The sequence below is a fragment of the Devosia sp. Micro-HW1 genome (assembly GCF_056341075.1).
Window position 1 is genome coordinate 1,595,897 of sequence record NZ_CP094375.1, and the last position, 26,343, is coordinate 1,622,239.

32 protein-coding genes are annotated in these 26,343 nt (G+C 63.8%); 22 read left to right on the plus strand and 10 right to left on the minus strand.

Features of this window, described 5'->3' with window-relative positions; translation table 11 throughout:
* Positions 1-4 precede the first annotated feature (4 nt).
* From MQW79_RS07560 to MQW79_RS07610, 11 genes are all read left to right on the plus strand, one after another.
* Complete coding sequence (locus tag MQW79_RS07560; RefSeq protein WP_476587763.1) at positions 5-328, plus strand: protein tyrosine phosphatase family protein; 324 nt, start codon at positions 5-7, stop codon at positions 326-328.
* 11 nt (positions 329-339) lie between these two features.
* Positions 340-1,125: a sulfite exporter TauE/SafE family protein gene (locus MQW79_RS07565; protein WP_476587764.1), complete on the plus strand. Its 786-nt coding sequence runs from the start codon at positions 340-342 to the stop codon at positions 1,123-1,125.
* 127 nt (positions 1,126-1,252) lie between these two features.
* A complete protein-coding gene (gene lgt, locus MQW79_RS07570; RefSeq protein WP_476587766.1) occupies positions 1,253-2,077 on the plus strand; it encodes a prolipoprotein diacylglyceryl transferase in 825 nt (274 codons plus the stop codon).
* Between the two features lie 7 nt (positions 2,078-2,084).
* Entirely contained in the window at positions 2,085-3,164 is a 1,080-nt protein-coding gene (locus MQW79_RS07575) for a class I SAM-dependent methyltransferase (protein ID WP_476587767.1), read from the plus strand.
* Positions 3,161-3,925, plus strand: coding sequence for a peptidoglycan editing factor PgeF (pgeF, locus tag MQW79_RS07580; protein ID WP_476587768.1), 765 nt, complete (start codon positions 3,161-3,163; stop codon positions 3,923-3,925). The genes MQW79_RS07575 and pgeF overlap by 4 nt, the downstream gene beginning before the upstream one ends.
* Before the next feature lie 110 nt (positions 3,926-4,035).
* Positions 4,036-4,968: a ribose-phosphate pyrophosphokinase gene (locus MQW79_RS07585; protein WP_476587770.1), complete on the plus strand. Its 933-nt coding sequence runs from the start codon at positions 4,036-4,038 to the stop codon at positions 4,966-4,968.
* A 373-nt stretch (positions 4,969-5,341) separates the two neighbouring features.
* The gene (locus MQW79_RS07590) at positions 5,342-5,800 is read left to right on the plus strand and encodes a YciI family protein (protein WP_476587772.1); all 459 of its coding nucleotides are present in this window, start codon (positions 5,342-5,344) and stop codon (positions 5,798-5,800) included.
* Positions 5,763-7,028 (plus strand): RNA polymerase sigma factor, encoded by a 1,266-nt coding sequence (locus MQW79_RS07595; RefSeq protein ID WP_476587773.1) that lies wholly within the window; start codon positions 5,763-5,765, stop codon positions 7,026-7,028. Before MQW79_RS07590 ends, MQW79_RS07595 begins: the two co-directional genes overlap by 38 nt.
* 282 nt (positions 7,029-7,310) lie before the next feature.
* A complete protein-coding gene (locus MQW79_RS07600; protein WP_476587774.1) occupies positions 7,311-7,934 on the plus strand; it encodes a 50S ribosomal protein L25/general stress protein Ctc in 624 nt (207 codons plus the stop codon).
* 72 nt (positions 7,935-8,006) lie between these two features.
* Complete coding sequence (gene pth / locus MQW79_RS07605) at positions 8,007-8,714, plus strand: aminoacyl-tRNA hydrolase (RefSeq protein WP_476587775.1); 708 nt, start codon at positions 8,007-8,009, stop codon at positions 8,712-8,714.
* A gap of 133 nt (positions 8,715-8,847) precedes the next feature.
* Positions 8,848-9,264: an SH3 domain-containing protein gene (locus tag MQW79_RS07610; protein ID WP_476587776.1), complete on the plus strand. Its 417-nt coding sequence runs from the start codon at positions 8,848-8,850 to the stop codon at positions 9,262-9,264.
* Here MQW79_RS07610 and MQW79_RS07615 read toward each other — a convergent pair.
* On the minus strand, positions 9,261-9,800 hold the full coding sequence (locus MQW79_RS07615) for a putative immunity protein (protein WP_476587777.1): 540 nt from the start codon (positions 9,798-9,800) through the stop codon (positions 9,261-9,263). The genes MQW79_RS07610 and MQW79_RS07615 overlap by 4 nt on opposite strands.
* Before the next feature lie 485 nt (positions 9,801-10,285).
* Entirely contained in the window at positions 10,286-11,383 is a 1,098-nt protein-coding gene (gene ychF, locus MQW79_RS07620; protein WP_476587779.1) for a redox-regulated ATPase YchF, read from the minus strand.
* 234 nt (positions 11,384-11,617) lie between these two features.
* On the opposite strand from ychF, the gene MQW79_RS07625 reads away from it, so the two are divergent.
* The 7 genes from MQW79_RS07625 (at position 11,618) to MQW79_RS07655 (ending at position 16,189) form a co-directional block, all read left to right on the plus strand.
* A complete protein-coding gene (locus tag MQW79_RS07625; protein ID WP_476587781.1) occupies positions 11,618-12,097 on the plus strand; it encodes a MaoC family dehydratase in 480 nt (159 codons plus the stop codon).
* Positions 12,094-12,651, plus strand: coding sequence for a MaoC family dehydratase (locus tag MQW79_RS07630; protein WP_476587782.1), 558 nt, complete (start codon positions 12,094-12,096; stop codon positions 12,649-12,651). The genes MQW79_RS07625 and MQW79_RS07630 overlap by 4 nt, the downstream gene beginning before the upstream one ends.
* A gap of 31 nt (positions 12,652-12,682) precedes the next feature.
* Positions 12,683-13,027: a hypothetical protein gene (locus tag MQW79_RS07635; protein ID WP_476587783.1), complete on the plus strand. Its 345-nt coding sequence runs from the start codon at positions 12,683-12,685 to the stop codon at positions 13,025-13,027.
* 176 nt (positions 13,028-13,203) lie between these two features.
* Complete coding sequence (locus MQW79_RS07640; protein WP_476587785.1) at positions 13,204-14,223, plus strand: TerC family protein; 1,020 nt, start codon at positions 13,204-13,206, stop codon at positions 14,221-14,223.
* 681 nt (positions 14,224-14,904) lie between these two features.
* Positions 14,905-15,315 carry a VOC family protein gene (locus MQW79_RS07645; RefSeq protein ID WP_476587787.1) on the plus strand — a complete coding sequence of 137 codons (411 nt, stop codon included), beginning with the start codon at positions 14,905-14,907 and terminating at the stop codon, positions 15,313-15,315.
* Between the two features lie 65 nt (positions 15,316-15,380).
* Positions 15,381-15,779, plus strand: a complete 399-nt coding sequence (locus tag MQW79_RS07650) for a GFA family protein (RefSeq protein WP_476587788.1) — start codon at positions 15,381-15,383, stop codon at positions 15,777-15,779.
* A gap of 11 nt (positions 15,780-15,790) precedes the next feature.
* Positions 15,791-16,189, plus strand: coding sequence for a GFA family protein (locus MQW79_RS07655; protein WP_476587789.1), 399 nt, complete (start codon positions 15,791-15,793; stop codon positions 16,187-16,189).
* Positions 16,190-16,344: 155 nt separating this feature from the next.
* Here the strand turns inward: MQW79_RS07655 and MQW79_RS07660 are convergent, their stop codons facing one another.
* From MQW79_RS07660 to petA, 5 genes are all read right to left on the minus strand, one after another.
* Positions 16,345-16,878 (minus strand): adenine phosphoribosyltransferase, encoded by a 534-nt coding sequence (locus tag MQW79_RS07660; RefSeq protein ID WP_476587790.1) that lies wholly within the window; start codon positions 16,876-16,878, stop codon positions 16,345-16,347.
* Between the two features lie 28 nt (positions 16,879-16,906).
* Positions 16,907-17,101, minus strand: coding sequence for a hypothetical protein (locus tag MQW79_RS07665; protein ID WP_476587791.1), 195 nt, complete (start codon positions 17,099-17,101; stop codon positions 16,907-16,909).
* 407 nt (positions 17,102-17,508) lie between these two features.
* Positions 17,509-18,378 carry a cytochrome c1 gene (locus MQW79_RS07670; RefSeq protein WP_476587792.1) on the minus strand — a complete coding sequence of 290 codons (870 nt, stop codon included), beginning with the start codon at positions 18,376-18,378 and terminating at the stop codon, positions 17,509-17,511.
* A 14-nt stretch (positions 18,379-18,392) separates the two neighbouring features.
* Positions 18,393-19,643, minus strand: coding sequence for a cytochrome b (locus MQW79_RS07675; RefSeq protein WP_476587793.1), 1,251 nt, complete (start codon positions 19,641-19,643; stop codon positions 18,393-18,395).
* Positions 19,644-19,657: 14 nt separating this feature from the next.
* Positions 19,658-20,209: a ubiquinol-cytochrome c reductase iron-sulfur subunit gene (gene petA / locus MQW79_RS07680; RefSeq protein ID WP_476587794.1), complete on the minus strand. Its 552-nt coding sequence runs from the start codon at positions 20,207-20,209 to the stop codon at positions 19,658-19,660.
* Positions 20,210-20,410: 201 nt separating this feature from the next.
* On the opposite strand from petA, the gene MQW79_RS07685 reads away from it, so the two are divergent.
* From MQW79_RS07685 to MQW79_RS07700, 4 genes are all read left to right on the plus strand, one after another.
* A complete protein-coding gene (locus MQW79_RS07685) occupies positions 20,411-20,908 on the plus strand; it encodes a tRNA (cytidine(34)-2'-O)-methyltransferase (RefSeq protein WP_476587795.1) in 498 nt (165 codons plus the stop codon).
* Between the two features lie 40 nt (positions 20,909-20,948).
* Positions 20,949-21,821 carry an oxygen-dependent coproporphyrinogen oxidase gene (gene hemF, locus MQW79_RS07690; protein WP_476587797.1) on the plus strand — a complete coding sequence of 291 codons (873 nt, stop codon included), beginning with the start codon at positions 20,949-20,951 and terminating at the stop codon, positions 21,819-21,821.
* Between the two features lie 255 nt (positions 21,822-22,076).
* Entirely contained in the window at positions 22,077-23,213 is a 1,137-nt protein-coding gene (locus tag MQW79_RS07695) for an AAA family ATPase (RefSeq protein ID WP_476587799.1), read from the plus strand.
* A gap of 66 nt (positions 23,214-23,279) precedes the next feature.
* Positions 23,280-23,480 (plus strand): DUF1059 domain-containing protein, encoded by a 201-nt coding sequence (locus MQW79_RS07700; protein WP_198874595.1) that lies wholly within the window; start codon positions 23,280-23,282, stop codon positions 23,478-23,480.
* Between the two features lie 157 nt (positions 23,481-23,637).
* Here the strand turns inward: MQW79_RS07700 and MQW79_RS07705 are convergent, their stop codons facing one another.
* The 3 genes from MQW79_RS07705 to MQW79_RS07715 all read right to left on the minus strand — a co-directional run bounded on the left by MQW79_RS07705 (position 23,638) and on the right by MQW79_RS07715 (position 26,180).
* A complete protein-coding gene (locus tag MQW79_RS07705) occupies positions 23,638-24,813 on the minus strand; it encodes a CCA tRNA nucleotidyltransferase (protein ID WP_476587800.1) in 1,176 nt (391 codons plus the stop codon).
* Positions 24,810-25,436, minus strand: coding sequence for a CoA pyrophosphatase (locus MQW79_RS07710; protein ID WP_476587801.1), 627 nt, complete (start codon positions 25,434-25,436; stop codon positions 24,810-24,812). The genes MQW79_RS07705 and MQW79_RS07710 overlap by 4 nt, the downstream gene beginning before the upstream one ends.
* Positions 25,437-25,631: 195 nt before the next feature.
* Positions 25,632-26,180, minus strand: coding sequence for a GNAT family N-acetyltransferase (locus tag MQW79_RS07715; RefSeq protein ID WP_476587802.1), 549 nt, complete (start codon positions 26,178-26,180; stop codon positions 25,632-25,634).
* Between the last annotated feature and the right edge of the window lie 163 nt (positions 26,181-26,343).

Here is a 26,343-nt window from a genome sequence, read left to right on the forward strand (position 1 = left end):
ACTCGTGCGCATTCAGAAGATCAACGACACCTTTTCCCAGTCGCCGCAGATTTCGCCCGACGAGATCGCGCTCATCGCCGATGCCGGCTTCAAGGCCATCGTCTGCGCCCGCCCGGACGATGAAGATGCCGGCCAGCCCACCTTTGCCGAGATTGCCGCCGCTGCCGAACAGTTCGGCCTCAAGGCCTATCACATTCCGGTTTCGGGCCAGCTGACCGAAGGCCAGCTCATCCGCTTTGCCCAGGCCCGCGGCGAGGTGGACGGACCCATCCTGGGCTATTGCCGCTCTGGCGGCCGCGCCGGCAGCCTCTACGCCGCCACCGCCTGACGGGATCGGTCATGTTTCTGGAACCCCTGCAATATCTTCTGGGCGGCCTGTCGGGGAGCCTCGTGGGCTTCACCCTGGGCCTTTTCGGCGGCGGCGGCTCCATCCTTGCCGTCCCGCTCATGGTCTATGTCGTGGGGGTTCCGGTGGCCCATGTCGCCATTGGCACCAGCGCCTTTGCCGTGGCCGCCAATGCCGGGGCCAACCTCGTCAACCATGCCCGCCGGGGCAATGTCATCTGGCGTTGCGCCCTGATGTACACATTGGCAGGTATTGCCGGCGCCTTTGCCGGCTCGATCCTGGGCAAGGCCATGGATGGAGAAAAGCTTCTTTTCCTCTTCGCCATTCTCATGGGTGTGGTCGGCGTGCTGATGTTCCGGGCTCGCGGCAATGTTGGCACACCGGGCGCCACCTGCAACCGCGAAAAGGCCCCCAAAGTGTTCGGCTTCGGCGGCCTTACCGGCGCGTTCTCGGGCTTTTTCGGCATTGGCGGGGGCTTCCTCATCGTGCCGGGTCTGGTCGCCTCCACCGGCATGCCCATGCTCAATGCCATCGGCTCCTCGCTGGTCGCCGTCACCGCCTTTGGCCTCACGACGGCGCTGAGCTACGCCTTTTCGGGTCTCGTCGACTGGCCGCTGGCCGCCGTCTTCATCGGCGGCGGCGTTCTGGGCGGTCTGCTCGGCGTCCGCACGGCAGGACTGCTGGCGAGCCGCAAGGGTGCTCTCAACATTGCCTTTGCCAGTCTCATCATTGTCGTGGCCGTCTATATGGCCATCCAGACGGCCTCGTCCTTCCTCTAGGATGGGCGCGCCACGCTGACCTTTCTTCACCTCCCCCCTTGAGGGGGAGGCCGGGTGGGGGTTATGGCAGTCACATTGCCGACGCATCTTCTCGGCACATCCGGTCGACGCCAAGGAGAGACGTAGCGTGCCCTTCCCCAATATCGACCCCATCGCCTTTGCCATCGGCCCGTTCGCTATCCGCTGGTATGCACTGGCCTATCTCGGTGGGGTGCTGCTGGGCGCCGCCTACGGCTATCTGCTGCTCGCCAACAACCGTCTCTGGCACAAGGGCAATCCGCCATTTCCCGCCAAGGACATCTGGGACTTCGCCTTCTGGGCCATGCTGTCCATCGTCATCGGCGGACGCGTGGGCTACGTGCTCTTCTACAACCTGCCTTACTATCTCGAAAATCCTGGGCAGATCATCAACACGCTCGATGGCGGCATGTCCTATCATGGCGGCATGCTCGGCCTGATGCTGGCCGCGATCCTCTTCACGCGCTCAAAGCAGGGCAACTGGCTCTCCAGTCTCGATCTCATCGCCGCCGTCGCCCCCATCGGCATCTTCCTTGGCCGCGTCGCCAATTTCATCAATGCCGAGCTCTATGGCGCACCCACCACCGCGCCCTGGGGCGTCATCTTCCCCACCGATCCGCTGCAGGTCGCCCGCCACCCAAGCCAGCTTTATGAAGCCGCGCTCGAAGGCCTTCTCGTCTTCCTCCTCATTCGCCTCGCCACCCACGTTTTCTACGCCTTGCGCAAGCCGGGGCTCGTGGCCGGGATCTTTGCCATCGGCTATTCGCTCTCGCGCATCGCTGTTGAGTTCGTCCGCCTGCCCGATGCCCATATCGGCTATCTCTATGGCGACTGGCTCACCCAGGGGCAGTTGCTGAGCTTCCCCATCCTTCTCGGCGGCCTCATTCTGGTCACCTACGCCGCGTCTCGTCGCGAAAACCCATTGCGCCCGTGATTTGCCCATGACCGAAACCCTCAGCCTCGAACAGCAGATCGAACTGCAGATCCGCACCTCCGGCCCGATGTCGGTCGCCACCTATATGGGCCTGTGCCTCACCCATCCATCCAAGGGCTATTACCGCTCAGGCGAGCCCATCGGCAGCAGCGGCGATTTCATCACCGCTCCCGAGATTTCGCAGATGTTCGGCGAGCTGATCGGCTTCTGGCTGGTCAATCTCTGGCAGCAGATGAGCGAGCCCAAAACCTTCACTTTGCTCGAACTCGGCCCCGGCCGGGGTGTGCTGATGGCCGACATCCTGCGCGTCGCCTGCCGCGCCCCCGGCTTCCGCGACGCCCTGAAACTGCGGCTCTTCGAAACCAGCCCCCCGCTGATGGCAGAGCAGCAGGCGAGGCTCGAAGTCTATGAGCCCAAATGGCTGCAGAATTTCGAGAGCTTCGACGAGGGGCCGATCCTGGTCGTCGCCAACGAATTCTTCGACGCCCTGCCGATCCGCCAGTTCATCCGCAAGGAAGACGGCTGGCACGAGCGCCAGATTGGTCTTGCCGAGGGCAAGCGCGTCTTCGGCCTGTCACCGACGCCGATCCCGCCCGCCTCCATGCCCGACGCCGTGGCCAATGCCGACCTCGATTCCATGTTCGAAGTGTGTTTTGGCGGCGCCGAAGTGATGCGCCAATTGGCCAAGGCCGTCGCAAAGCAGGGCGGCAGCATTCTTGCGATCGACTACGGCTATGCCCAGACCCAGACGGGCGACACCTTGCAGGGTGTCCGTCGCCACGCCTATGCCGATGTGCTCGAAGCCCCCGGGGAGACCGATCTTTCCGCCCATGTCGATTTCGGGGCTCTTGGCGTGGTCGCCCGGCAGGCGGGCCTGGCCACACAGCCGCTCGCCGGGCAAGGTCAGTTTCTTTCCCGCCTCGGCATTGGCGAACGCGCCGCCGCCCTCGCCCGCGCCAATCCGACCCTGGCAAACGACATCAGGACCGCGCAGGACCGCCTCGTCTCCGACCAGCAGATGGGCACCCTGTTCAAGGTCTTCTGCGCCCACAGCCCCGGCCTGATGCCGCCGGGCTTCGTGTCATGACCCACTACGAGACAGCATCCGCCATCAGCGCCCTGCCGGGCATCCGCCACGGCTTTTTTGGCCGCATGGGCGGCGTGTCCACAGGCGACTTCGCCGGTCTCAACGTCTCGACCTCGGTCGGTGACGATCCACAGCAGGTCGAAGCCAACCGCCGGACGGTTGAGGCCGCGCTCGACATCGGCCCGCTTGCCATTCTCAAGCAGACGCATTCGATCCGGGTCGAGACCATCAGCGGTCCGATCTCCCCTGGCTCGGTCGATGCCGACGCCATGGTCAGCGCCACGCCCGGTCTCGCTCTCGGCATCCTCACTGCCGATTGTACGCCGATCCTGTTTGCCGATCCCGAGGCCGGGGTCATCGCCGCCGCCCATGCCGGCTGGCGCGGCGCTGTCGATGGCATTGTCGGCAACACCATTTCCGCCATGGTAGGGCTGGGCGCCGAGCCGCGCCGCATCGTCGCCGCCTATGGCCCCACCATTCACGGCGCCAGCTACGAGGTGGGCGAAACGTTCAAGGCCGATTTTCTCGCCCTGCATCCCATGGGCGAGCGTCATTTCCACACGCCCGATGGTGGCCAGCCGCACTTCGACCTGCCCGGATTTGTCGAAAGCCAGCTGCGCGAAGCCGGCCTGGCACAGGTCGAGCAGGTCGGCGCCTGCACCTATGCCCATCCCGGCCGCTACTTTTCCCACCGCCATGCAACGCACCACAAGACCCGCACCGGCCGGCAGATCGCCGTCATCGGACTGACACGCGTTTAATTTACGGCCTTCCCCGAAAGTGGCGTTGCGAGTCTGATTTTGACTCGCTAAAGCTGCCCGCGAAACTGATAGGTCCCGCCCCCGGGACCGGTTGAGACAGGATCGCGCCCATGAAGCTGGTGACCGGCAATTCCAACCGCCCTCTGGCGCAGGCCGTTGCCTCCTATCTCGAACTTCCCCTGACCGACTGCACGGTCAAGCGCTTTTCCGACAATGAAGTCTATGTCGAAGTGCACGAGAATGTGCGCGGCGAGGATGTGTTCATCCTGCAATCGACCAGCTTTCCGGCCAATGACAACCTGATGGAGCTGCTGATCATCGCCGATGCGCTGCGCCGTTCCTCGGCCCGCCGCATCACCGCCGTGCTGCCCTATTTCGGCTATGCCCGGCAGGACCGTAAATCGGCCCCCCGCACCCCCATCTCGGCTAAGCTGGTTTCCAACCTCATCACCGAGGCTGGCGCCAATCGTGTGCTGACGCTCGATCTGCACGCCGCCCAGATCCAGGGTTTCTTCGATATTCCGACCGACAACCTGACCGCCGCCCCGGTCATGGTGCGCGACATCAGGGACAATTATGACGTCAAGAACGTCATGATCGTTTCGCCCGACGTCGGCGGCGTGGTTCGCGCCCGCAATGTCGCCGGTCGCATCGGCGCCAACCTCGCCATCGTCGACAAGCGCCGCCCCCGCGCCGGCGTGTCCGAGGTCATGAACATCATCGGCGACGTCCAGGGCCAGACCTGCATTCTCATCGACGACATCGTCGACTCGGGCGGCACGCTGGTCAACGCCGCCGAGGCCCTGCTCAAGGCCGGGGCCAAGGAAGTCTCGGCCTATATCACGCATGGGGTCCTGTCCGGCACCGCTGCCGAACGCATTGCGGCATCCAAGCTGAAAGAACTGGTTGTCACCGACTCCATCCTCGAGACCGACGCCACCAAGGCTGCCGCCAATATCCGCCGCATGTCCATCGCCTCGCTGATCGGCGAAGCCGTCGCCCGCACCGCCAGCGAACAGAGCGTTTCGAGTCTATTTGACTAGGCTGCGGCCGTTTCGCGGCAAAATCGCTCCAGTGGAGCGATTCTAGCTGACTAGGCCACGAGACCTGCGGTCGAGTGGCGAGCGGCCGCCTCCTCTGAAGTCGTTACCCTCGGGCTTGACCCGAGGGCTCTGCACTTGTTTTCGCAAGGGCTTTAGCCGCCCCACTCCATCGTCACCACCGGGCTTGTCCCGGTGGTCCATTCGCTGCAACGCCAAGATGGATTGCCGGGATGAGCCCGGCAATGATGCAGGGTAGCGAGCAACAGCGACCCTTCCCCGAAAACAAAAAATCATCCCCTGTCGAAACGCACGCTCTCTCCCCGACAGTGTTGTGCCGCCCTATGATGCGGCCCACAGAGAAAGGACCAGAGCCATGCGCTATCTTTTGATGCTCTACGCCGAAGAACAGGCCGGCGCCGCTATCCCGCCCGAGCAAATGGCCAAGGCCATGGACGGCATGTACGCCTACCAGCAGGCACTGACCAAGGCCGGCGCCTTCATTTCCACCGCCGCGCTCGGCCCGACAGGACAGGCCCGCACCCTGCGCATGGAAGGCGGTGAGGTGAAGCTTACGCAAGCCGGCTTCACCAATGAAGGCGGACATCTCAGCGTCCAGGAAGGCCCCTATGCCGAGACCCGCGAGCAGTTCGGCGGGCTCTTTGTCATCGAATGCGCCGACATGGACGAGGCGGTCAAATGGGCCGCCCGCTGTCCCGCCGCGCAATGGGGCCCCATCGAAATCCGACCCATCTTCAACACCGTCTCCGCCAACGAGCCAGCCTGGTGTGCCGACGATGGCTTCGCGTCCGGTCCCGGGAACGCCGGTGCCTGAGCGGCCAGCCGACCGCGCGGCCGAAAGGGTCGCGCGGGAGAGCTATGGCCGGCTCCTCGCCTTTCTCGCGGCGCGCACGCGCGACGTCGCGGGTGGCGAGGATGCCCTGGCCGAGGCCTTTGCCACGGCGCTGGAATCCTGGCCGCGTGAAGGTGTGCCCCTGAATCCGGAGGCCTGGCTGCTGACCGTTGCCCGGCGACGCCAGACCGACGCAATCAGGCGCGCCACCACCCGGCGGCAGGGCGAAGCCCATCTCACCTTGATCCGGGAAGAACTGGACGATCTGGCCATGTCCCCTGAAGCGATCCCCGACCGGCGCCTGGCGCTGATGTTTGCCTGCGCCCACCCACAGATCGAGCCTGCCATGCGCGCGCCGCTGATCCTGCAGACCATTCTGGGTCTCACCGCTGCCGATATCGGCGCTGCCTTCCTCGTGCCGGCGGCAACCATGGGTCAACGTCTGGTGCGGGCCAAGGGGCGCATTGCCGAAATGGGCATCGCCTTCGAGATCCCAGAAACCGCCGAACTGCCGCAGCGGCTCGATGCCGTGCTCGAAGCCATCTACGCCGCCTATGCCAAAGGCTGGACCGACTTCGACGACGAAGACAGCACGCTCGCAACCGAAGCCATCTGGCTCGGCAGACTGGTTACGGCGCTTGCCCCGGACGCGCCCGAAGCCAAGGGCATGCTGGCGCTGATGCTCTATTCCCATGCCCGTCGCTCCGCCAGGCGCGACGGGACAGGCGCCTATGTCCCGCTCGACCAGCAGGACACAGCCCTCTGGGATCGCGATGCCATCGCGGCCGCCGAGGACCTGCTCCATGCTGCCAGCGCCTCCGGCCCAACCGGCCGCTGCCAGATCGAGGCTGCCATCCAGTCCGCCCACATCGCGCGGCGGCTATCGGGGCAGGACAATTGGCCGGTCATCGTCCGTCTCTACGACATTCTTCTCGCCATGACTGCCTCGCCGGTCGTTCGCCTGAACCGCGCTGCTGCCCTGGCCGAAATCGAGGGACCACAGGCCGCTCTCGACAGCATCGCCTCCCTCACCGCGGACCGGCGCATGCAGGACTACCAGCCCTATTGGGCCCTGCGCGGACATTTGCTGGCGCAAGCCGGCGACAAGGCCGCAGCGCATGAGGCGCTGACCCTCGCCATGGGCCTCTCCGCCGATCCTGCCATCCGCAACTGGCTGGAGGGAAAAAGGGCACAGTTGGTGGATGGGTAGAGCCGGAAACTCCGCCGTCACCCCACCCTCATTCCCTCCCCATCAAGGGGAGGGAGGCGCAGGCATCAGTCGCCAGTGTTCATCGTCTCCCTCCCCCTTGTGGGGAGGGATCAAGGGTGGGGGTCCGCTTCGCGCCTTACAAATACCCACCTGCCCCGGGGAATCCCTTGCTCCCCGCCCCGTCTTCCTCTATAGCCCGGCGCATGAAGCGCTCGTCACCCCTGGAGGACGGGCGCGTATGTTGTTGTGATGACGCATACACCAACCAAATGGATGCTTTCCATGGCTCAGAATAAAGTGCTCAAGGCACAGGCGCGTGACGGAGTGGGCAAGGGGGCCGCTCGCGAAGCTCGTCGTCAGGGACTCGTTCCCGCAGTTATCTATGGTGACAAGAAGCCCCCCGTCACCGTCTCCGTGGCCTACAAGGACGCGCTGAAGTTCATCTATTCCGGTGGCTTCAAGTCGCACGTGCTCGACCTCGACGTCGACGGCACGATCCACAAGGTCATCCCGCGTGACTACCAGCTCGACGTCGTCATGGATCAGCCGATCCACATCGACTTCCTGCGCGTGTCCAAGGGCGCCAAGATCAACGTCCAGGTTCCGGTTCACTTCGAAAACGAAGAAGCCAGCCCGGGCCTCAAGCGTGGCGGCACGCTCAATATCGTGCACCACACGCTCGATCTGACCGTCTCCGCCGACAGCATCCCCGAATTCGTGACTGTTGACCTCACCGGCCTCGACATCGGCGATACCGTCCACATCTCGAACATCAAGCTGCCCAAGGGCTCGGTCGACCACAGCCACGAGGCTGACGTGACGATCGCGACGATCGTTGCTCCCTCGGCTCTGAAGTCGAGCGGCGGCACCGACGCTGCTGAAGGCGAAGAGGACTCGGCCGAGTAATCGGACCGCCTCAATTCTGCTATATGACTGAGGCGGCCTCCGGGTCGCCTCTTTCATTTCCGGAGTATGCGCATGAAACTGCTGGTTGGCCTGGGCAATCCCGGCGCCCAATATGCTGGCAATCGCCACAATATCGGCTTCATGGCGGTGGACGCCATCGCCGCAGCCAATGGCATTTCCACCTGGAAGACCAAGCATGGTGGCCTTCTGGCCGAGGGCACTGTCGGCCCAGAGCGGGTGCTGCTGCTCAAGCCGCAGACCTTCATGAACAAATCCGGCGACAGCGTCCAGCAGGTGGCCCGCTTCTACAAGATCGACAACAGCGACATCGTCGTCTTCTACGACGAGCTCGATCTGGCGCCCGGCAAGGTCCGCGTGAAGGTCGGGGGCGGCAATGGCGGCCATAACGGTTTGCGCTCGATCGATCCGCAGATCGGCCTCGACTACAAGCGCGTCCGCCTCGGCATCGGCCATCCCGGCAAGGAAAACGTCACCCACCACGTGCTGGGCGATTTCGCCAAGGCCGACAAGGCCTGGCTCGATCCGCTGCTCGACGAGATCGCCCGCCAGGCGCCCATGCTGCTCAAGGGCGACGACAACGGCTTCATGAACAAGCTGGCCCTCGCGGTAAAGGGTGAAGAACCCGCCCCCGCCAAGGCCGAAAAACCCGTCGCCGGCCAGAGCCATATCCGCCAGGCCCGTCCGGCAAAGCCGCAGGCCGAAGTCCCCAAAAGCGGCCCAATGGCCGACATGCTCAGCAAACTGTTCGGCAAGGAATAGGCAGAGCACCCGCTCACGAACGCCCGTCATACCCGGGTCAGCTCAGGATGGGCCCTGAGGTGACAGTCCAGGGGTGCGCAGACGCATTCTGTTAAGGTCCAGACGTCTAAAATTGCTGCCATGGAGTAGAATCATGGCAGCCAGGAAAAAGCAGCAGGACTCGAACTGGATCGGACTGGGTCTGCTCGGGCTCATGGCCTTTGCAATCTATCAGTTCGGCATGGTCGACCATCGCAACGCCGCTCCCGGCCCGTCGACATCGCGACCGGCCCAATCCGCTCCCGCGCCCCAACCCGCTGCTGCCCCGGCGCCACTGAGCCAGCCGCGCTACGTCAATGTTGCCGAGCTCAATGTCCGCCATCTGCCGAGCACGTCCGGCCCCCTGATCATGACCCTGCCGCGCGGCACCCCGCTCAAAGTCCTCGCCCGCCAGGACGGTTGGCTGCTCATCGACATCAACCCCACGCTTGAGGGATGGGTCAGCGAACCGCTCACCACCACCCAGGCCCCGCGACAGCGGCCCACGCCGCCGGCCGCGCTGAGACGTTAGCGCGAGCCCAGTCGCTCCTGCAGTTCCCGAATGATCGCGCCGACCTGGCCCTTCGCCAGCAGACCAGGCCCGAGCGGACCTGAGCGATCCGTGCCCAGTGCCGGCAGCGACCGCAGGGCGACGCGCGCGTCCGCGCTGAGCTGCCCAAGCTGCCAGTCGATTTCGGCCGCCGCCGCATCGGGCCGGTCAGGATGGGCCACGGCAACGGCCTTGGCCGCATAGGCTGCCGCACCGAGCGCATGAGCGCCCATATGGCACACGGCCGAGGCCTGCCCCGCCGCCCTGGCAGCGGCCGTTGCGGCCGGGGAGCCCTCGTCACGCCCGGCGCTGCCGCCACCGAACCGGCGGCGGATTTCTCCGGCCGTATCCAGCTCCCCGCGCGCAAAGGCCCGCGTGCGGGCGATGGCATCCCGCGGACGGTCATCTTCGGGACATTCTGCCTCGAACAGGGCAAGCACCCGCTCGGCACAATCAGCGGCCCAGTCGGCCACCATCCGCCGGTCCGCTTCACTCAATGTCTGTACCGAAAGTGCCATATGCCCCTCGCATGGGTATGCCGCACCATTACGCGGATCAGCTCCTGCGGGCAACAATCCGACAACGGCCGGACTCCGCACTTGCCCGCACCCATCCCCTAGTCGTCGCTTAACCACGCTGGTGCAGCCTTGCCTTGAGGGAAGCACCATGCGCGACAGATACTACTGCGTGAAAACGCCATCCGACGCCCCGCAAAAAGCCGTGCTGGTGCATGTGTATCGACGCCTGGGGCAGGCGCTGGCGCGGATCGAGGGAGAGGATGAGGCGGATGAGGCCCAGCCCGACCTTGTCCTCTCCGGGCCGCGCTCGAGCGCCTGCGACAGAACCTGGTGGGCACCTTCGTCTTTATCAACGACCGTGCCCTCTGGCAGCCGCACTGGGGCGACCTCGTCGACTATCAGGGGGCGCTAAAATGGCAAAAGCCGGCGCCCCCTGAGGAGGCACCGGCTGTTCATCTCGAGCCCGACCTGTCGGAAGCCTGGGATTATACGTTGAACTTGAACAGCATCACGTCGCCATCCTTGACGACATAGTCCTTGCCTTCGTCTCGGGCCTTGCCCGCTTCCTTGGCCGGCACTTCGCCGCCCAGGGTCACGAAATCGTCGTAGCCGATGGTCTGGGCGCGGATGAAGCCGCGCTCGAAATCGGTGTGGATGACGCCGGCCGCCTGCGGGGCGCGGTCGCCGCGATGGATCGTCCAGGCGCGGGTTTCCTTGGGGCCGACGGTGAAATAGGTCTGCAGGTGAAGCAGGTCATAGGCAGCGCGGATCAGGCGGTTGAGGCCGGGCTGATCGAGGCCGAGCGACTCAAGATATTCGGCCTGCTCGTCATCGGGAAGCTGGGCCAGCTGGCTTTCGATCTCGGCCGAGATGATCACCATGCCCGCATCATGCGCCTTGGCATATTCGGCGACCTTGTCCGAAAGCGCATTCCCGGTCGCGGCCGAGCCCTCGTCGACATTGCAGACATAGAGAACCGGCTTGCTCGTCAGCAACTGCAGCTCGCCAAATGCCTTTTCTTCCTCCGGATCGCGCTTGACGAAGCGAGCCGACTTGCCGTCACGCAGCAACACCAGGGCACGGTCGATCAGCTCCAGGGTGACCTTGGCGTCCTTGTCATTGCCCTTGGCCTTCTTCTCGACGCCGGCACGGCGCTTTTCGAGGCTTTCGAGGTCAGCCAGCATCAACTCGGTCTCGACCACTTCGGCATCGGCCAGCGGATCGACGCGGTTGGACACGTGGATGACATTGCTGTCTTCAAAGCAGCGCAGCACATAGGCAATGGCGTCAGTTTCGCGGATATTGGCGAGGAACTGGTTGCCCAGGCCTTCGCCCTGGCTTGCGCCCTTTACCAGGCCCGCAATGTCCACAAAGCTCATGCGCGCCGGCAGGATCTGCGCCGACTTGCCGATCGCCGCCAGCTTTTCCAGGCGCTCGTCGGGCACTGACACCTCGCCCACATTGGGCTCGATGGTGCAGAAGGGGAAGTTCGCCGCCTGTGCGGCAGCGGTGCGGGTCAGCGCATTGAAAAGCGTCGACTTGCCGACATTCGGCAGGCCGACAATGCCCATCTTGAAGCCCATGGGTATCTCCGGGAAACTGTTGGGCTCCAATTGGGTCGGATTGACAGAGATGTCAATGTTTGCGTCCACCCCCACCCTTGATCCCTCCCCACAAGGGGGAGGGAGACGATGAACACTGGCGACTGAGGCCTGCGCCTCCCTCCCCTTGATGGGGAGGGAATGAGGGTGGGGTGACACGGCTTGCTCCATACGCGATATCATGCGAAAACCCGCGTTGACGTATAGGGCAAGCAAATGACCAATCCTGTCACTCATGATCGGCGTCATTTCGAGGATCTCGCCGTGGGCGAGGTGATCGACCTGGGTCGGACCGCGGTATCGAAGGAGATGATCATCGCCTTTGCCCGCGAGTTCGACCCCTTTCCGTTTCATCTCGATGAGGCGGCCGCAAAGGCGAGCCTGCTCGGCGGCCTCGCCTCCAGCGGCTGGCAGACGGGCGGCTTGAGCCTCAAGATGCTGGTCGACAGCTTCCTCTCAAAAATTGCCTCGGCCGGTGGTCTGGGTTTCACAGATTTGAAATGGAAAGCGCCGGTCATGGTCGGCGACACTATTGGCGGCACCGTCACCATCGCCGAATTGCGGCGCTCCGGCAGTCACCCGCAATGGGGTATTGTCACCCTCGATTTCGACATCCGCAACCAGAAGCAGAAGCCTGTCATGACCATGCGACTGGCCAATCTGGTGGAATGCCGCAATGTGGAGGCGGCCGAATGACCCGCTGGTTCGAAGACATCACCATCGACGAGCCCTTCCCGCTCGGCTCCCACACATTCGAGGCCGAGGAGATCATTCGCTTCGCCCTGGCTTACGATCCGCAATACTTCCACACCGATCCGGAACTGGCCAAGCACAGCCATTTCGGCGGGCTGATCGCCTCGGGCTGGCACACGGTCAGCATCGGCCACCGCAAGATGGTCGACACGCTCTTTGCCGAAGAGGAGCGACTGCGCGGCGAAGGCAAGGAGCCCGGCGTGTCCGGCCCCTCCCCCGGCGTCAATTCCATGGAATTCAAGGCGCCGGTGCGCCCGGGCGACACCGTGTCCTACACCCTGATTGTCACCGGCAAGCGCCCGTCCAACTCGATCCCCGGCTGGGGCCTGCTGTTCAATCACCTCGAAGCAGTTAACCAGCATGGCGACCTGGTCTACCGGGCCGAACTCGTCGGCTTCTCCAAGCTTCGCGACTATTCGATGCCGCTCAAGCTTAGAGTGTTGCTCGCACTCACCAGGGTGCCCGTTCTCGGAAAGCTGATCCGTCGCGGGTCTTGAAACCGTCCGGGCGCGTCGGCACTCTCGTGCCATGCGCCGATTCGCCCTTTGCTTCGCCCTCACCGCCCTGTCCGCCACGCCAGCCCTTGCCCAGGCCTATCAAGGCAACTGGAGCTGTCGTGACGCCACCACCAACCGTGTGGGCATCCTCACCCTTTACGGCAATGTCTATGGCTGGGCCTCGCGCACCATGGGCGACGCCGCCTCGGGTACCGGCACGGTCACGCCCTATCAGGATGGCGTCGGCTTCAACGATGGCAACCTGCGTGCGTCCATGTCCATCCAGGCCGCACGGCTGGTCGATGACGTCAACTATGGCGCCGCCCTTCAGCTGGAAACCGCCGACGCCATCGTCATGCTCTGCAACCCGCGCTGATTCCCTTCATCGAAGGGGTCCGGGCCTCCCGCCGGGCTTACCCCCTCCCAAGGTGGGGCTTGAACTTTAATCCGCTTTCGAGCATTTAAAGAGGGCAATGCCGGGCCCCTCTGGTCATGGATTCTCCATGGCGATGTCGGAATTGCTCCACCTGTTTACATGGAGAAGGTCCGGCGATGGAATCGCTTCTTGCCGCCCTTTCGGGCGATTTTCTCGGTACTCCCGTCTACTTCTGGGTCGCGTTCATCACGATCGTGATCGCTCTGCTTGTTTTCGACCTCGGCATCCTCCACCGCGATGAGCACGAGATCGAAGCCAAGGAAAGCCTGCTGCTCTACGGTTTTTACGTCTGTATTGCCCTGGCCTTTGGCGGCTGGGTCTGGTTCAGCCGCGGCGCTGAGGCGGGCCTCGAATTCTACACCGGCTATCTGCTCGAACAGAGCCTGGCGATGGACAACATGTTCGTCATCGCCACCATATTCGGCTTCCTCGGCATTCCCCGCCTCTACCAGCACCGCGTGCTGTTCTGGGGCATTCTCGGAGTGATCCTGTTCCGCGCGGTGCTGATCGGTGTCGGCGCTGCTCTGGTCAACCAGTTCAGCTGGATCCTGCTCGGCTTCGGTGCCTTCCTGGTCTTCACCGGCATTCGCATGTTCAGCCATCAGGACGAAGAGCCGAACCTGGAAGAGAACAAGGTCTATCAGTTCATCGCGCGGCACTTCCGCGTCACCAAGCAGCTGCATGGCCGCAATTTCACGGTCAAGGAGCCCGATCCCAAGACCGGCAAGATCGTCACCTGGCTGACCCCGCTCGCCGTGGCGCTGATCATGGTGGAAGTCGTCGACCTGATCTTTGCCGTCGACTCGGTGCCCGCCGTCTTCGCCGTGACCCAGGACACGTTCATCGTCTACACGTCGAACATCTTCGCCATCCTGGGCCTGCGTTCGCTCTACTTCGCGCTGGCTGCGGCCATGAACCGCTTCCGCTATCTGCAGACTTCGCTGGCCATCATTCTGGTGCTGGTCGGTATCAAGATCTCGCTGGTGCCGTTCCACATCCACATCGACACTCTGCTGTCGTTGACGGTGACGGTGGCCATCCTCGCGGGCGGTATCATCTTCTCGCTGTGGAAGACCCGCAACGAGCCCAATATCAGCGCTGAAGAGCATCCCGAAACCGGCAAGCTCGAGCCGTAATCCGGGCTGAAGGCCAGATCGTTGAAAGGCCGGCGGTTGACGCCGGCCTTTTTTGTTGCCTATCATCAGCATGTTGATACGGAGGTCTTGCACCCAAATGATCTGAAAACTCGTCCCGGACGCTCGCCCCACACAGGTTCCACGCCCAGCGTGTGACCATGCTGTGCTGGCTGCAGGGTTCGACGAGTACGGCAGACAGGTGCCCTAGTCCCTCTCCGGCTTTTCCTGCATCCCCCGCGTCCTTTCCATCCCCGCTTCACCGCGCGGCCATGCCGCGCATCTTTCTGCTTTCATCCGGCCCGTGCAGAAACCTGCCGGGCGGGAAAGGACAAACTCATGCCCAAAAATCAGTTCCAGCGCCCGACGCCGGTAACCCACTCCCATCAGGTGCCGCGGCACAAGGGAGCGCCCCTGCCCAGCGCAAAGCCGCCGGGCCGGATCGCATCGGCGCCCCCGAGCAGCGCAGGCCCCCTGCCCTCGCTCTCGCAATTGCTGCGCCCGCAAGGGCGCACGCGCTGAGGTGACCGCAGTCCCGGCAGCCATGCCGGGGCTGCCGGGCCGAAGTGCCCGCTTGCGGCAGCCCGCAGGCAATCTGGTGCGGCCTCAGACCCGTCTCGATGTCGCGCCAGTCTTGCCGCAATTGCCTATTAACGAATTGTCAAACGACAAGGAGACAGGACAATGGGCGCCATCCACGAAATCGTCTTTGACTGTGCAGAACCGGCCGTTCTGGCCCCCTTCTGGGCCGAGTTGCTTGAGGGCTATTCGGTCCGTGAATCTGATGTGGCCGGGGCCATCAGCGCCGCTCTCGGCCTCGAACCCGAAGAGCCCACTACGGTGCTCATCGACGGTCCTGGCCCCTCCATATGCTTCCAGAATGTCGATGGCCAACGTCCCGACAACAACCGCGTTCATTTCGAGGTGCAGGTGTCCGATCGCGCCACCGAGGTCGAACGCCTCAAGGAGGCCGGGGCCAGTGTCGACCGTGTCCTGCCCACCTACACGCTGATGCGCGACCCCGAGGGCAACCAGTTCTGCCTCGTCGATGCCAGTGCCGATGAGCGGGCGCAAAACGTCGTACAGGCGGCCTGAACCGTGCTGACATAGGCTGTCAGCGCATGGGGCGATGGTGAGCGGAAGCCACGAGGAGCTACGCCATGACCCTGACCGCGACCTGCCATTGCGGCGCCACCCGCATCGCCCTGCCTGCGCAGCCGACGGAAGCCAAGACCTGCAATTGCAGCTACTGCCAGCGCACCGGCGCCGTCTGGGCTTACTACAAGGCCGATGAACTGAAATTTCTGTCTCGCGACGACGAAGCTACCTATTCGGCGAGTGGACTGAATAACCACCATTTCTGCGGCACCTGCGGCATGCAGACCTGGGGCGACAGCCCGGACTGGGCATCGATGTACAATGCGGACGGCACCCCCAAGGGTGGCGACCCCAATGCGATGCCGACAGAGCGCATCTACGCGGTCAATCTCAACCTCATCGACGACCTCGACCTGGCTTCAGTGAGCATCGAGAAGATGGACGGCCGGAATAGTTGGTAGGGAGCACCGACATGCCTCTCATCGCCTCCTGCCATTGCGGCAATACAACGATTGCCCTCCCCGACCACCCGCGCAAGGGCACGCGCTGCAACTGCACCTTCTGCCAGCGCACCGGCGCCACATGGGCCTATTACGGGATTGGCGAGATTACGGTTCTGCAGGCGGTCGATCAGCGCAGCTACTCCACTGATCCCACGCTCGGCTCTCACCACTTCTGCGGCAAGTGCGGCATGCATACCTGGGGCGAAAGCATTGACTGGTCCGACGTCTACGATGACGATGGCACGCCCCGGATCGGCGAAGGCGCCCCGCCGTCGATGACGTCTTGCCAGGTCAACCTCAACCTCGTGGACGGCCTCGACTGGTCCCTGATCGAGATCGAACCGCTCGACGGACGCAACGGCTGGTAACCCGAGCGGACCATTTGTTTTCAGCACCACGGTTCCGCCCTCGGGCTTGACCCGAGGGCCACTCACAACACCGCGAACGCTTCGAGGGGCCCTCGGATCAAGTCCGAGGGCAGCACCGCGTTTGGGACTGGATTTGCTTCCTACAAGGCTTGGACTCAGTGGCCCTCGAACGCCATCAGCGTGTTCACCTGTACACCGGCAGCCTTGAGCTTTTCGGCCCCGCCGATTTCGGGCAGGTCGATGACAAATGCGGCGTCGTCGCAAGTCGCGCCAGTGCGGCGCAGCAGGCTCACGGCGGCCAAGGCAGTTCCGCCGGTGGCGATCAGATCATCGATCAGCAGCACCTTGTCGCCCGCGCCGATGACATCAGCATGAATTTCGATCGTGTCCACGCCATATTCGAGCGCGTAGTTCTGGCCGATGGTTTCGCCCGGCAGTTTGCCCTTTTTGCGCACGGGGACGAAGCCGGTGCCCAGCGCAATCGCCATGCCGGCGCCGAAGATGAAACCGCGCGCCTCAATCCCCGCAACATGGGTGAAGCCCTGGCCGCGATAGACACCGGCAATCTGCTCGATGCTCTGGCGGAACCCCTCGGGATGCTCGATCAGCGTGGTGATATCCCGGAACAGGATGCCCTTCTTGGGGTAGTCCGGAATCGTGCGGACGAGCGACTTCAGGTCGAGCGACATCAATGGCCTTGTCTGTTTGGAAAAGCGGTCAGGTCTTGTTGCGGCCCAGCACGTGTCGGGCAATGACACCGGCATTGTAGGCGGCGTTGCGCGTTGTGGCGATGGCCGTCTCACGCGCCTTGGGATTGCTGGCGACGGCCTGAACGCCCGCCCGCACCACCGGATGGCGGCTCAGCGCAATGGCAGTGCTGACCATGGCAACGGCAAGGCGAACGGCGGACATCGCGCGGCTCCTCCAACAAACCCGAGTGCAGGCAATATCGCGATTGGGACTTGCAATGGCAAGGGGGCGGACGGTCGCAGCAGGCGCAATTGATCGTGTCACGCCTTGTCTATCCCCGCTCCGCCCGCGGGCATGACCCGAGAGCCACCATCCACGATCGCAGACGTAGTAGTCCTAGACTGTCTGAACCTCGGATCAGGCTGGATAGGCTGAAGCGCCCTCGCTGCGCTCCTCCACCTTCTTCAGGGGGAGGCTGGGTGGGAGTGACCCTACACCAAAAGCAAGGGGCCCTCACGGGCCCCTCTTTCAATCTCAAACTTCAGTGCATGCCCTGCGAGCGTAGCTCTCCGGGCCTGATCACCCAAAATCGCTCCACCGGAGCGACTTTACCGCGAAGCGGTCGGTGATCAGTGCTCGATACCCGCCCAGAGCTTGCGCTTGGTGGCGTACATGAGGCCGGCGAACAGCACCAGGAACAGCAGCACGACGAAACCGGTCTGCTTGCGCGCAACCAGGTGCGGCTCGGCCATCCACATCATGAATGCGGAAACGTCGGTCGAGTACTGCTCGAGGGTTTCGGGAACGGTGGCACCGTCTTCGCCCGGCTCATAGGTCACCGAGCCATCGGCCAGCGGCGGCGCCATGCCGATGGCGTGGCCGGGGAAGTAGTCGTTGTAATACTTGCCTTCAGGCAGCTGGAAGGGCTCGCCGTCCGAACCATGCGGAGCGGTCTCTGGTACTTCCTCGTGGTAGCCGTTGAGCAGCGCATGGATATAGTCCACGCCGCCTTCCTGGTAGCCGGTGAAGTAGTTGAACACCCAGGTCGGGAAGGGATCTGTCACGCCGCGAGCCTTGGCCAGCACCGAGAAGTCGGGCGGCAGCGAACCACCATTGGCGTCACGGGCTTCCTGATCGTTCGCGAAAGGCGAGGGCCAGCGGTCGGCGGCAACGGCCGGGCGGACGCCGCCTTCAACGGTCGGATCGGCAACTTCATACTCGGCCGCAAGCGCCTTGACCTGCTCTTCCGAGAAGCTCGGGCCACCCGGTTCGCTCAGGTTGCGGAACGAAATCAGGTGCGCGCCATGGCAGCTGGCACAGACTTCGCGGAACACCTGGAAACCACGCTGCAGCTGGTTCTGGTCGTAGGTTCCGAAGATACCGGCAAAGCTCCAGTTCTGGCGCTCGACATGAGCGCCGGCCTCGGCGGCCTGGGCCTGCAGGCTGGACATGCCAGCCATGGCGACGACTGCGGCAATGATGATCTTGGTCTTGAACATGGTTTGGGCCCCGATCACGCGTGTGCCTTGCCGAGAACGCTCTCGGAAATGCTGGTCGGCAGCGGCTTGGGCGTTTCGATACGCGACAGGACCGGCAGGATGACCAGGAAGTACAGGAAGTAATAGGCGGTGCAGACCTTGGCGAGCACGGTATAGATGCCCTCGGCCGGCTGGGCGCCCAGATAGGTCAGGCCCACGAAGTTGATCGCGAACAGCGCGAAGAACCACTTGAACAGCGGGCGGAACGTGCCCGAGCGGACCTTGCCGGTATCCAGCCACGGCACGACCAGCAGCATGACCAGCGCGCCGCCCATGGCGATGACGCCGCCAAGCTTGGAGTCGATGAACAGCACGTTGAAGTCGATGGCGCGCAGGATCGTGTAGAACGGCAGCAGGTACCATTCAGGCACGATATGGGCCGGCGTCACCTGGCTGTTGGCCATGATGTAGTTGTCGGGGTGACCCAGGATATCGGGGGCAAAGAACACGAACCACGCGAACGGGATCATGAACAGCACCATCGCGAACAGGTCCTTCATCGTATAGTACGGATGGAAGGGAACGGTATCGCGGCTTTCCTTCACTTCAACGCCGATCGGATTGTTGTTGCCCGGCACGTGCAGGGCCCAGATGTGGAGACCCACAATGGCGGCGATCACGAAGGGCAGCAAGTAGTGCAGCGAGAAGAAGCGGTTGAGCGTCGGGTTGCCGACGGCAAAGCCACCCAGCACCAGCTGCTTGATCTGCTCGCCGATGAACGGAATGGCCGAGAAGATGTTCGAGATAACCGTGGCGCCCCAGAAGGACATCTGGCCCCAGGGCAGGATGTAGCCCATGAAGGCCGTGGCGACGGTCAGGATGAAAATCAAAACGCCCAGGATCCAGATGATCTCGCGCGGCGCCTTGTAGGAGCCGTAGAACAGGCCGCGGAACATATGGATGTAGAGGGCAACGAAGAACATCGAGGCGCCCACGGCATGGACGGCCTGGATGACGCGGCCGCCATTCACGTCGCGGCGGATATGCTCCACCGAGTCGAAGGCCAGGCCGACATTGGGCGTGTAGTGCATCGCCAGGATGACACCGGTCACGATCTGCACGCCAAGGCACATCACCAGGATGGCGCCGAAGGTCCACCAGTAGTTGAGGTTCTTGGGCGTGGGGAAGTCCATCAAGTGTTCTTTGGCGAAACGGACGACCGGCAGGCGATCGTCGAGCCACTTCTCGACGGCAGTTCCGGGAGTATAGGAAGAATGTTCGGACATCGGAAAAGCCCCCACTAACCGATCTGGATCAGCGTATCGCTGACAAATTCATAAGGCGGCACGACCAGGTTGCTGGGCGCGGGACCGCGACGAATGCGACCGGCCGAGTCATAGTGCGAACCGTGGCAGGGGCAGAACCAGCCATCGAAATCACCGGCTTCGCCAACAGGAATACAGCCCAGATGGGTGCAGTTCGCGATCATCACCAGCCACTGTTCGTGGCCTTCCTTGACGCGCTGCTCATCCGTTTCCGGATCCTTGAGATCAGCAAGCGGAACTGCCCGCGCCTCTTCGATTTCCGCCGCCGTGCGGTGGCGCACGAAGACCGGCAGGCCGCGCCAGGTGATTGTCACCGACTGCCCTTCCGGAATGGCGCCAACGTCGAATTCGATGCTGGCCAGGGCCAGGGTCGAAGCGTCGGGATTGAGCTGATTGATCAGCGGCCAAACCACTGCGGCAGCGCCAACCGCGCCGACAGCGCCGGTGGCGACATAAAGAAAGTCGCGCCGGTTGGTGGATGAATGTTCTGCTTGCGTGGCCAAGGTCCGTATCCCCGTAACATGCATATTTGACGGTTCCGGCGCCGATACGATCGCCCGCATAAGCAGAATCGACCGCCGTGCGCCCTCAAGCGGCCCGTCAGGTAGGTCCTTTTTGCACTGTCACAGGAACTTGTCCAGTGCACGAACCGTGACAGTACCCAACTGCGACACTATACCCTTTTGAACCCTGATTTCCGGGATTTTCCTTGTGCTGGAGCAGCACCTTTGACCATCGCCCTGGCCCTTTACCAGCCCGACATCGCCGCCAATACCGGCACCCTGCTGCGCCTGGGCGCCTGCCTCGGTGTCACCGTCCATGTCATCCACCCCGCCGGCTTTGCCCTGACCGACCGCAATCTGACCCGCTCGGGCATGGACTATCTCGACAAGGCGGCGCTGGTCGAACACACCAGTTTCGCCACGTTCGACGCCTGGCGCCGTGCGGAGAACCGCCGCCTTGCCCTGCTGACCACCAAGGGGTCCGAGTCGGCTTACCAGGCCCGCTTCGAGCCCGGCGACATCCTGCTCCTCGGCCGCGAGAGCGCCGGCGTGCCCGATGCCGTCGCCGCAATCTGCGACCTGCGTCTGCGCATCCCCATGCGCCCCGGTTTGCGCTCGATCAATGTGGCCCTGGCCGGCGGCATGATACTGGGTGAAGCGCTGCGCCAGACCGGCGCCCTTCCTGCCGATCCCGCCGTGTCAGTTTCGTCCGGTCCTATTTGACACACTTTACAGAACTCATCTGAAGGTCCATTTCCCCGCCATGACCCTTCCCGCCGACATCGACACCAAAAAGACCCTTGCGAGCGCCTGGTTCCGCACCCTGCGCGACCGGATCTGCGCCGAACTCGAATCCATCGAGGCTGAAGTTTCCGGTCCCCACGCGGATATGGCGCCCGGCGTCTTCGAGCGCACACCATGGGATCGCTCCGCTGGCGGGGGCGGAGAAATGTCCATGCTGCATGGCCGCGTCTTCGAAAAGGCTGGCGTCCATATCTCGACCGTGCACGGCAGTTTCTCCGAGGAATTCGCCAAACAGATGCCCGGCACGGAAGCCGGCGCCGCATTCTGGAGTTCGGGCATCTCGCTCATCATCCACCCCTGGAACCCGCATGTTCCGGCGGTACACATGAACACGCGCATGATCGTCACCGGCAAGCAGTGGTGGGGCGGCGGTGCCGATCTTACCCCGGTGCTTGACGCACGACGCACCCAGACCGACCCCGACACGGTGGATTTCCACGCCGCCATGCAGGCCGCCTGCGAGGGACGCCCTGGCGTCGACTATGAGCGCCTCAAGGCCTGGTGTGACGAATATTTCTTCCTGCCCCACCGCAACGAGGCCCGCGGCATTGGCGGCATCTTCTACGATCACTTCAATTCCGGCGACTGGGATGCCGATTTCACCTTCACCCAGGCCGTGGGCGAGGCCTTCCTCAGCATCTATCCCCAACTGGTGCGCCGCAATTTCGAGAAAAGCTGGACCGAGGCCGAGCGCGATGAGCAGCTGGTCCGCCGCGGCCGCTATGTCGAATTCAACCTGCTCTACGACCGCGGCACGACCTTTGGCCTGAAGACCGGCGGCAACGTCAATTCGATCCTGAGCTCGATGCCCCCGGCGGTGAAGTGGCCGTGAGGCGTTGACACCGGCAAAGTCACCCCACCCTCATTCCCCTCCCCATCAAGGGGAGTGAGGCGCAGGACCACAGCGCCGGTGTTCATCGTCTCCCTCCCCCTTGTGGGGCTTTGAGGCATCCGAAGGCAAATCGCTCCAGTGGAGCGATTTGAGCCGAGAAGGCCATGAGAGATGTGCTCGAATGGCTGAACCAAGGGTGGGGGTTCGAGATACCACGACTGGCGAGATCCTTCAGACCCTGCCATTCTCCCCCCCATGTCCCTCACCGATCTCGATATCCAGTTTTACCGCTCGATCCGGTCGATCCGCTTCCCCCTTAAGCGCCTCACCGTGCTGGTGGGTGGCAATGGCGTGGGCAAGACCAACCTGTACCGTGCCCTCGAACTCGTACATGCCGCCGCCACGGGCGATCTGGCGCTCAGTCTGGCGCGCGAAGGGGGCCTTGCCTCCGCCATCTGGGCCGGACCGCGCAAGACCAGCGAAAAGCCCCTGCTCAATTTCGAAGTCGGCCTCGAAACCAGCCTCCCCGACGACCAAGAGACGGCCTTCGTGCCGCGCTATGCTGTCGAAGTGGGCTTCGGCGACAGCCGCTACGAGGCCGTCTTTGCCGAAGAACCGCAGATCAAGTCCGAAAGCCTGATACTGCCCGGACGACGCCCGGTGACCCTGCTCGAGCGCAACGGACCCGCCGCCTGGTATCGCGATGACAGCGGGCGCCTCCGGCAGCTTGATCATGTGCTTCTGCCCAGTGAAACCGCACTTTCCGCTCTGCGCGGCACCCTGCCAGAGCTCGATGTGGTGCGGTACCTGCTCTCGTCCTGGCGCTTCTACCATGGCTTCCGCACCGACGCCGGCTCACCCCTGCGACGGCCGTCGCTGGCCGTCACGGCCCCGACACTCGACGCCGATGGCGGCAATCTGGGCGCAGTCTTCGCCACGTTGCGCCATATCAGGGGCGACACGCTGGACCTCGACGAGGCTATTGATCGAGCCTTTCCAGGGGCCCGTCTCGATGTTCCGCCGCCCGGGCGTGACGCGACATTTTCCATGGTCTTCCCGGAAGTGCCGCACCGGCCTTTTGCCGCAGCCGAACTGTCCGATGGCACGCTGCAATTTCTCGCCCTGCTTGGTGCGCTCCTGGCCTATCGCCTGCCGCCCTTCATCGCTCTCAACGAGCCCGAAACCTCGCTCCACCCTGATCTGCTGCCGGCCCTGGCCCGCGCCATCGCAAGGGCTGCCACCCGCAGCCAGGTCTGGGTCGTGACCCATTCTGGGCCGCTGGCCGAGGCCATTGCCGAGGAAACCGGCATCACCCCACGCACCGTCATCCGCCGCGACGGTGCCACCTGGATCGAAGGCCTGTCCGAGATCGGCATCTTCCCCGAGGAGTAAGGGAACAATCGGCGCGCGAACATCGTTCGGTCAGACAGTCCATTGCGAGGAAAAAGGAGGTTCGCGATGAAACGTTTCGATTCCGGTACTCTCATTCCCGGTTCCACCTGGCGCGCCGAAGCCGAAAGCGAGGCCGAAGTGGTCCGTCGGGCGGTCGAGAATATGCGCAATTTCAACGGTGAAACCGAAGTGCGCCCCGAAATGGTCGAGCGCATCAAGGAGCGCATCGTGGATGTCGACGATCTGGGCAACCAGACCAAGCACTGATGCCAGTAGCCCCGGTTCGCCGGGGCTTTTCTTTTGCGCGCCTAAGCTCCCCACTCCTTCGTCATTGCCCGGCTTGACAGGGCAATCCAAGTGGGATGGACCACCCGGTCAAGCCGGGTGGTGACAATGGGCGCGGGGCAATCCGCCCCACACGCCCTCAGTGGAAGATCCGTTCCAGCAGGGCGTCCTTGTCGAGCGTGAACCCGCTCTCTACCCAGGCCCGCTCCAGCATGCCCAGCGCCGCGCCCATATCGGGTCCGGGCTTCATGCCGGCAGCCTCGAGGTCGGCGCCGCGCACCGGCAGCGGCGCCACCGGCAACCGGCCCAGTTCCCGCGCCGCCTCGGCCAGCCGCTCGCGTGGCCAGTTTTCCTCCGCGGCGGCCACGGCCAACCCTTCCACCGCATCCTCCCCGAAGCGATATGCCGCCCAGGCAGTATCGCCGCGACGCAGCATCGCTGCGGCCTCGCCGATCTGCTCGGCATGCGTCACCACGGCCTTGCTCAGCCGCCAATCCGTCTGGCGCAGTTCAAGCCCGTCGCGCCCCAGCAGTGCCAGCCGCGCCGTCGCTGTCCGTCCGCCCAGCGCCTCATAGCGCGCCAGGGCCTGCGTCGCGCCCGGCTCCGTGCGGATCAGCCCCAGCCTGTCCATCACGCCGATGGTCCTCGCGACATGCGGCAGCGCCAGCATGCGCATCATTTCCGTCCCCACCCGCTCGCGCGAAATGTGATCCAGCTCCTCGGCGGCATCCCGGCACGCCGCCAGTCCTTCGGCGTCGAACTGTTCGCCCCCATGGCTGGCGGAAAACCGGAAGAACCGGTAGACGCGCAATCCATCCTCGGCGATCCGCTGCCGCGCATCGCCAATGAACCGCACGCGGCCATTGATCAGGTCTCCCGCCCCACCAAGCGGGTCGAACAGCCGTCCATCGGCAAAGCAGTAAAGCGCATTGATGGTGAAGTCGCGCCGTTCGGCGTCGGCGACCCAATCCGTGCCAAAGGCCACCTGTGCGTGGCGCCCGTCGGTCACCACATCCTGGCGCAGTGTCGTGACTTCCACAGTCGTGCCCTCGCTTCGCAGCGTGACCGTGCCGTGCTCGATCCCGGTCGGATAGGTGGCGATCCCGGCGGCCTTCGCCTTCTGCATAACTGCCACCGGAAGCAGCTCGGTGGCCATGTCGATATCGGCATGCTCGCGCATCCGCCCGATCAGGCTGTCGCGCACCACACCGCCAACGGCCCTCGTGCGCCCCTGGGCCCCATCAAGTGCTGCAAATATGGCCTGCACAGCCGGCCGCTCGAGCCATTCGGCGCCGGTGATCCGGTCGGGGATCATGCGGCCACCTCGCCCAGGATCCGATCGCGGAACAGCCGGGTCAGGTTGGCGGTAATGCCCCAGATCACATGGCCATCATGGTCGATCTGCCAGGTGGAATGCTCCTTGCCCCCACGGCTGATGCGGAACCGACCATAAGTGTCGGCCAGGAGGATGCGGCTGAGCGGCACTTCAAACACCGAATGGACTTCGCCAGGATTGGGAACGAAGGGGCCGCTGGGCGTCACCTCGGCGACAACAGGCGTGATCAGGTAATTGGTGCCGGTGTAATAGGTGGGCATATAGCCCAGGATAGTGGCATCCTCGGGCGCCATGCCCACTTCTTCATTGGCCTCGCGCAGGGCCGCGGCCGCAACCCCGGCATCGGCACGGTCGATCTTGCCGCCGGGAAAGGCCACCTGCCCGGAATGGGCCCGAAGGTCGGGCGAGCGTTCCGTGTAGAGCACGGTATGACCCTCTGGTCGCCTGATCAGCGCAATCAGCACTGCCGCGGGCACCGGCGGGCGCTCGAAGGGTTTGAGCGGCTGCCAGTCAGGCACCAGCTCCTGCGCCGGCTCCAGCGGCGGCGGCTCGGCCAGCAGCCGGACGCTCAGCTCGGCAACAATGTCGGTCTCGATGGTCAAAATGGGCTCGGCGATGGTCGCGATATGCTGAGTGTATGGAAGCCGGAACGGTCTGGCACCAATTTTGTGCCCAGCCACCCCACCCTCCCCATCATGGGGAGGGTGGCGCACGGCCGAGGTGGCAGTGTTCATCGTCTCCCTCCATCTTGTGGGAGGGACCAAGGGTGGGGGTTCCCCGCAAAGGGAAAGAACGCCTCAGCGCCCCTCGTCAAAGGCCGCAATCGACCCCTTGAGCGACTTGGCGAGGCTCTTGTCCTCAGCCATCAGCAGCACACGGCTGGTATCGACCGGGCCGGGGAACTGGATTGCGCCCGGCGTGGTAATCTCCCAGCCCAGCGGGCAATAGTAATCCTGATCACCCACCAGCAGCACGAATTCGCCTTCGCCGCGCGACAGGGCCAGCTTGCTGACTTGACGCGCCAGCAGCTTGCCGGCGCCGCGCTTGCGGAAATTGGGGTGGGTCGCCAGCGGCCCAAGCAGATACCCCTTGCGGCCGTCAACGCTGATCGGCGTCATCCACACTGAGCCGCAGGGCGTGCCATCGACTTCAGCGATAAGGCTCAGGCTGGGATCGATCGGAAAACGTTCCCGCACCCGGAAGGCGGTCCGCGCAAAACGGCCTGGACCAAAGGCGATCGCCTGCAGCTCCTCGACAAAAACATCATCGTCAGGCGTTGCGAGACGCACGGTCGGCTGGCCGGCAACAGGGGTGGCAGCGGCCTCGGCCGCAACAAGCGTGGTCATGGGTCAGATCCAGGAAAGGAATGTGCAGAACAAGGCGCGGCCGGCCCTCTGGCCTACCGCTCGAAACGACCTGCTAGGGTCGTCGGTTTGTCCGCAAAACCTTCACCATCCTGGACGCCTCCACGTCTGAATCCGCATTAGCACCAGCGTGGGTGGTCGTAAA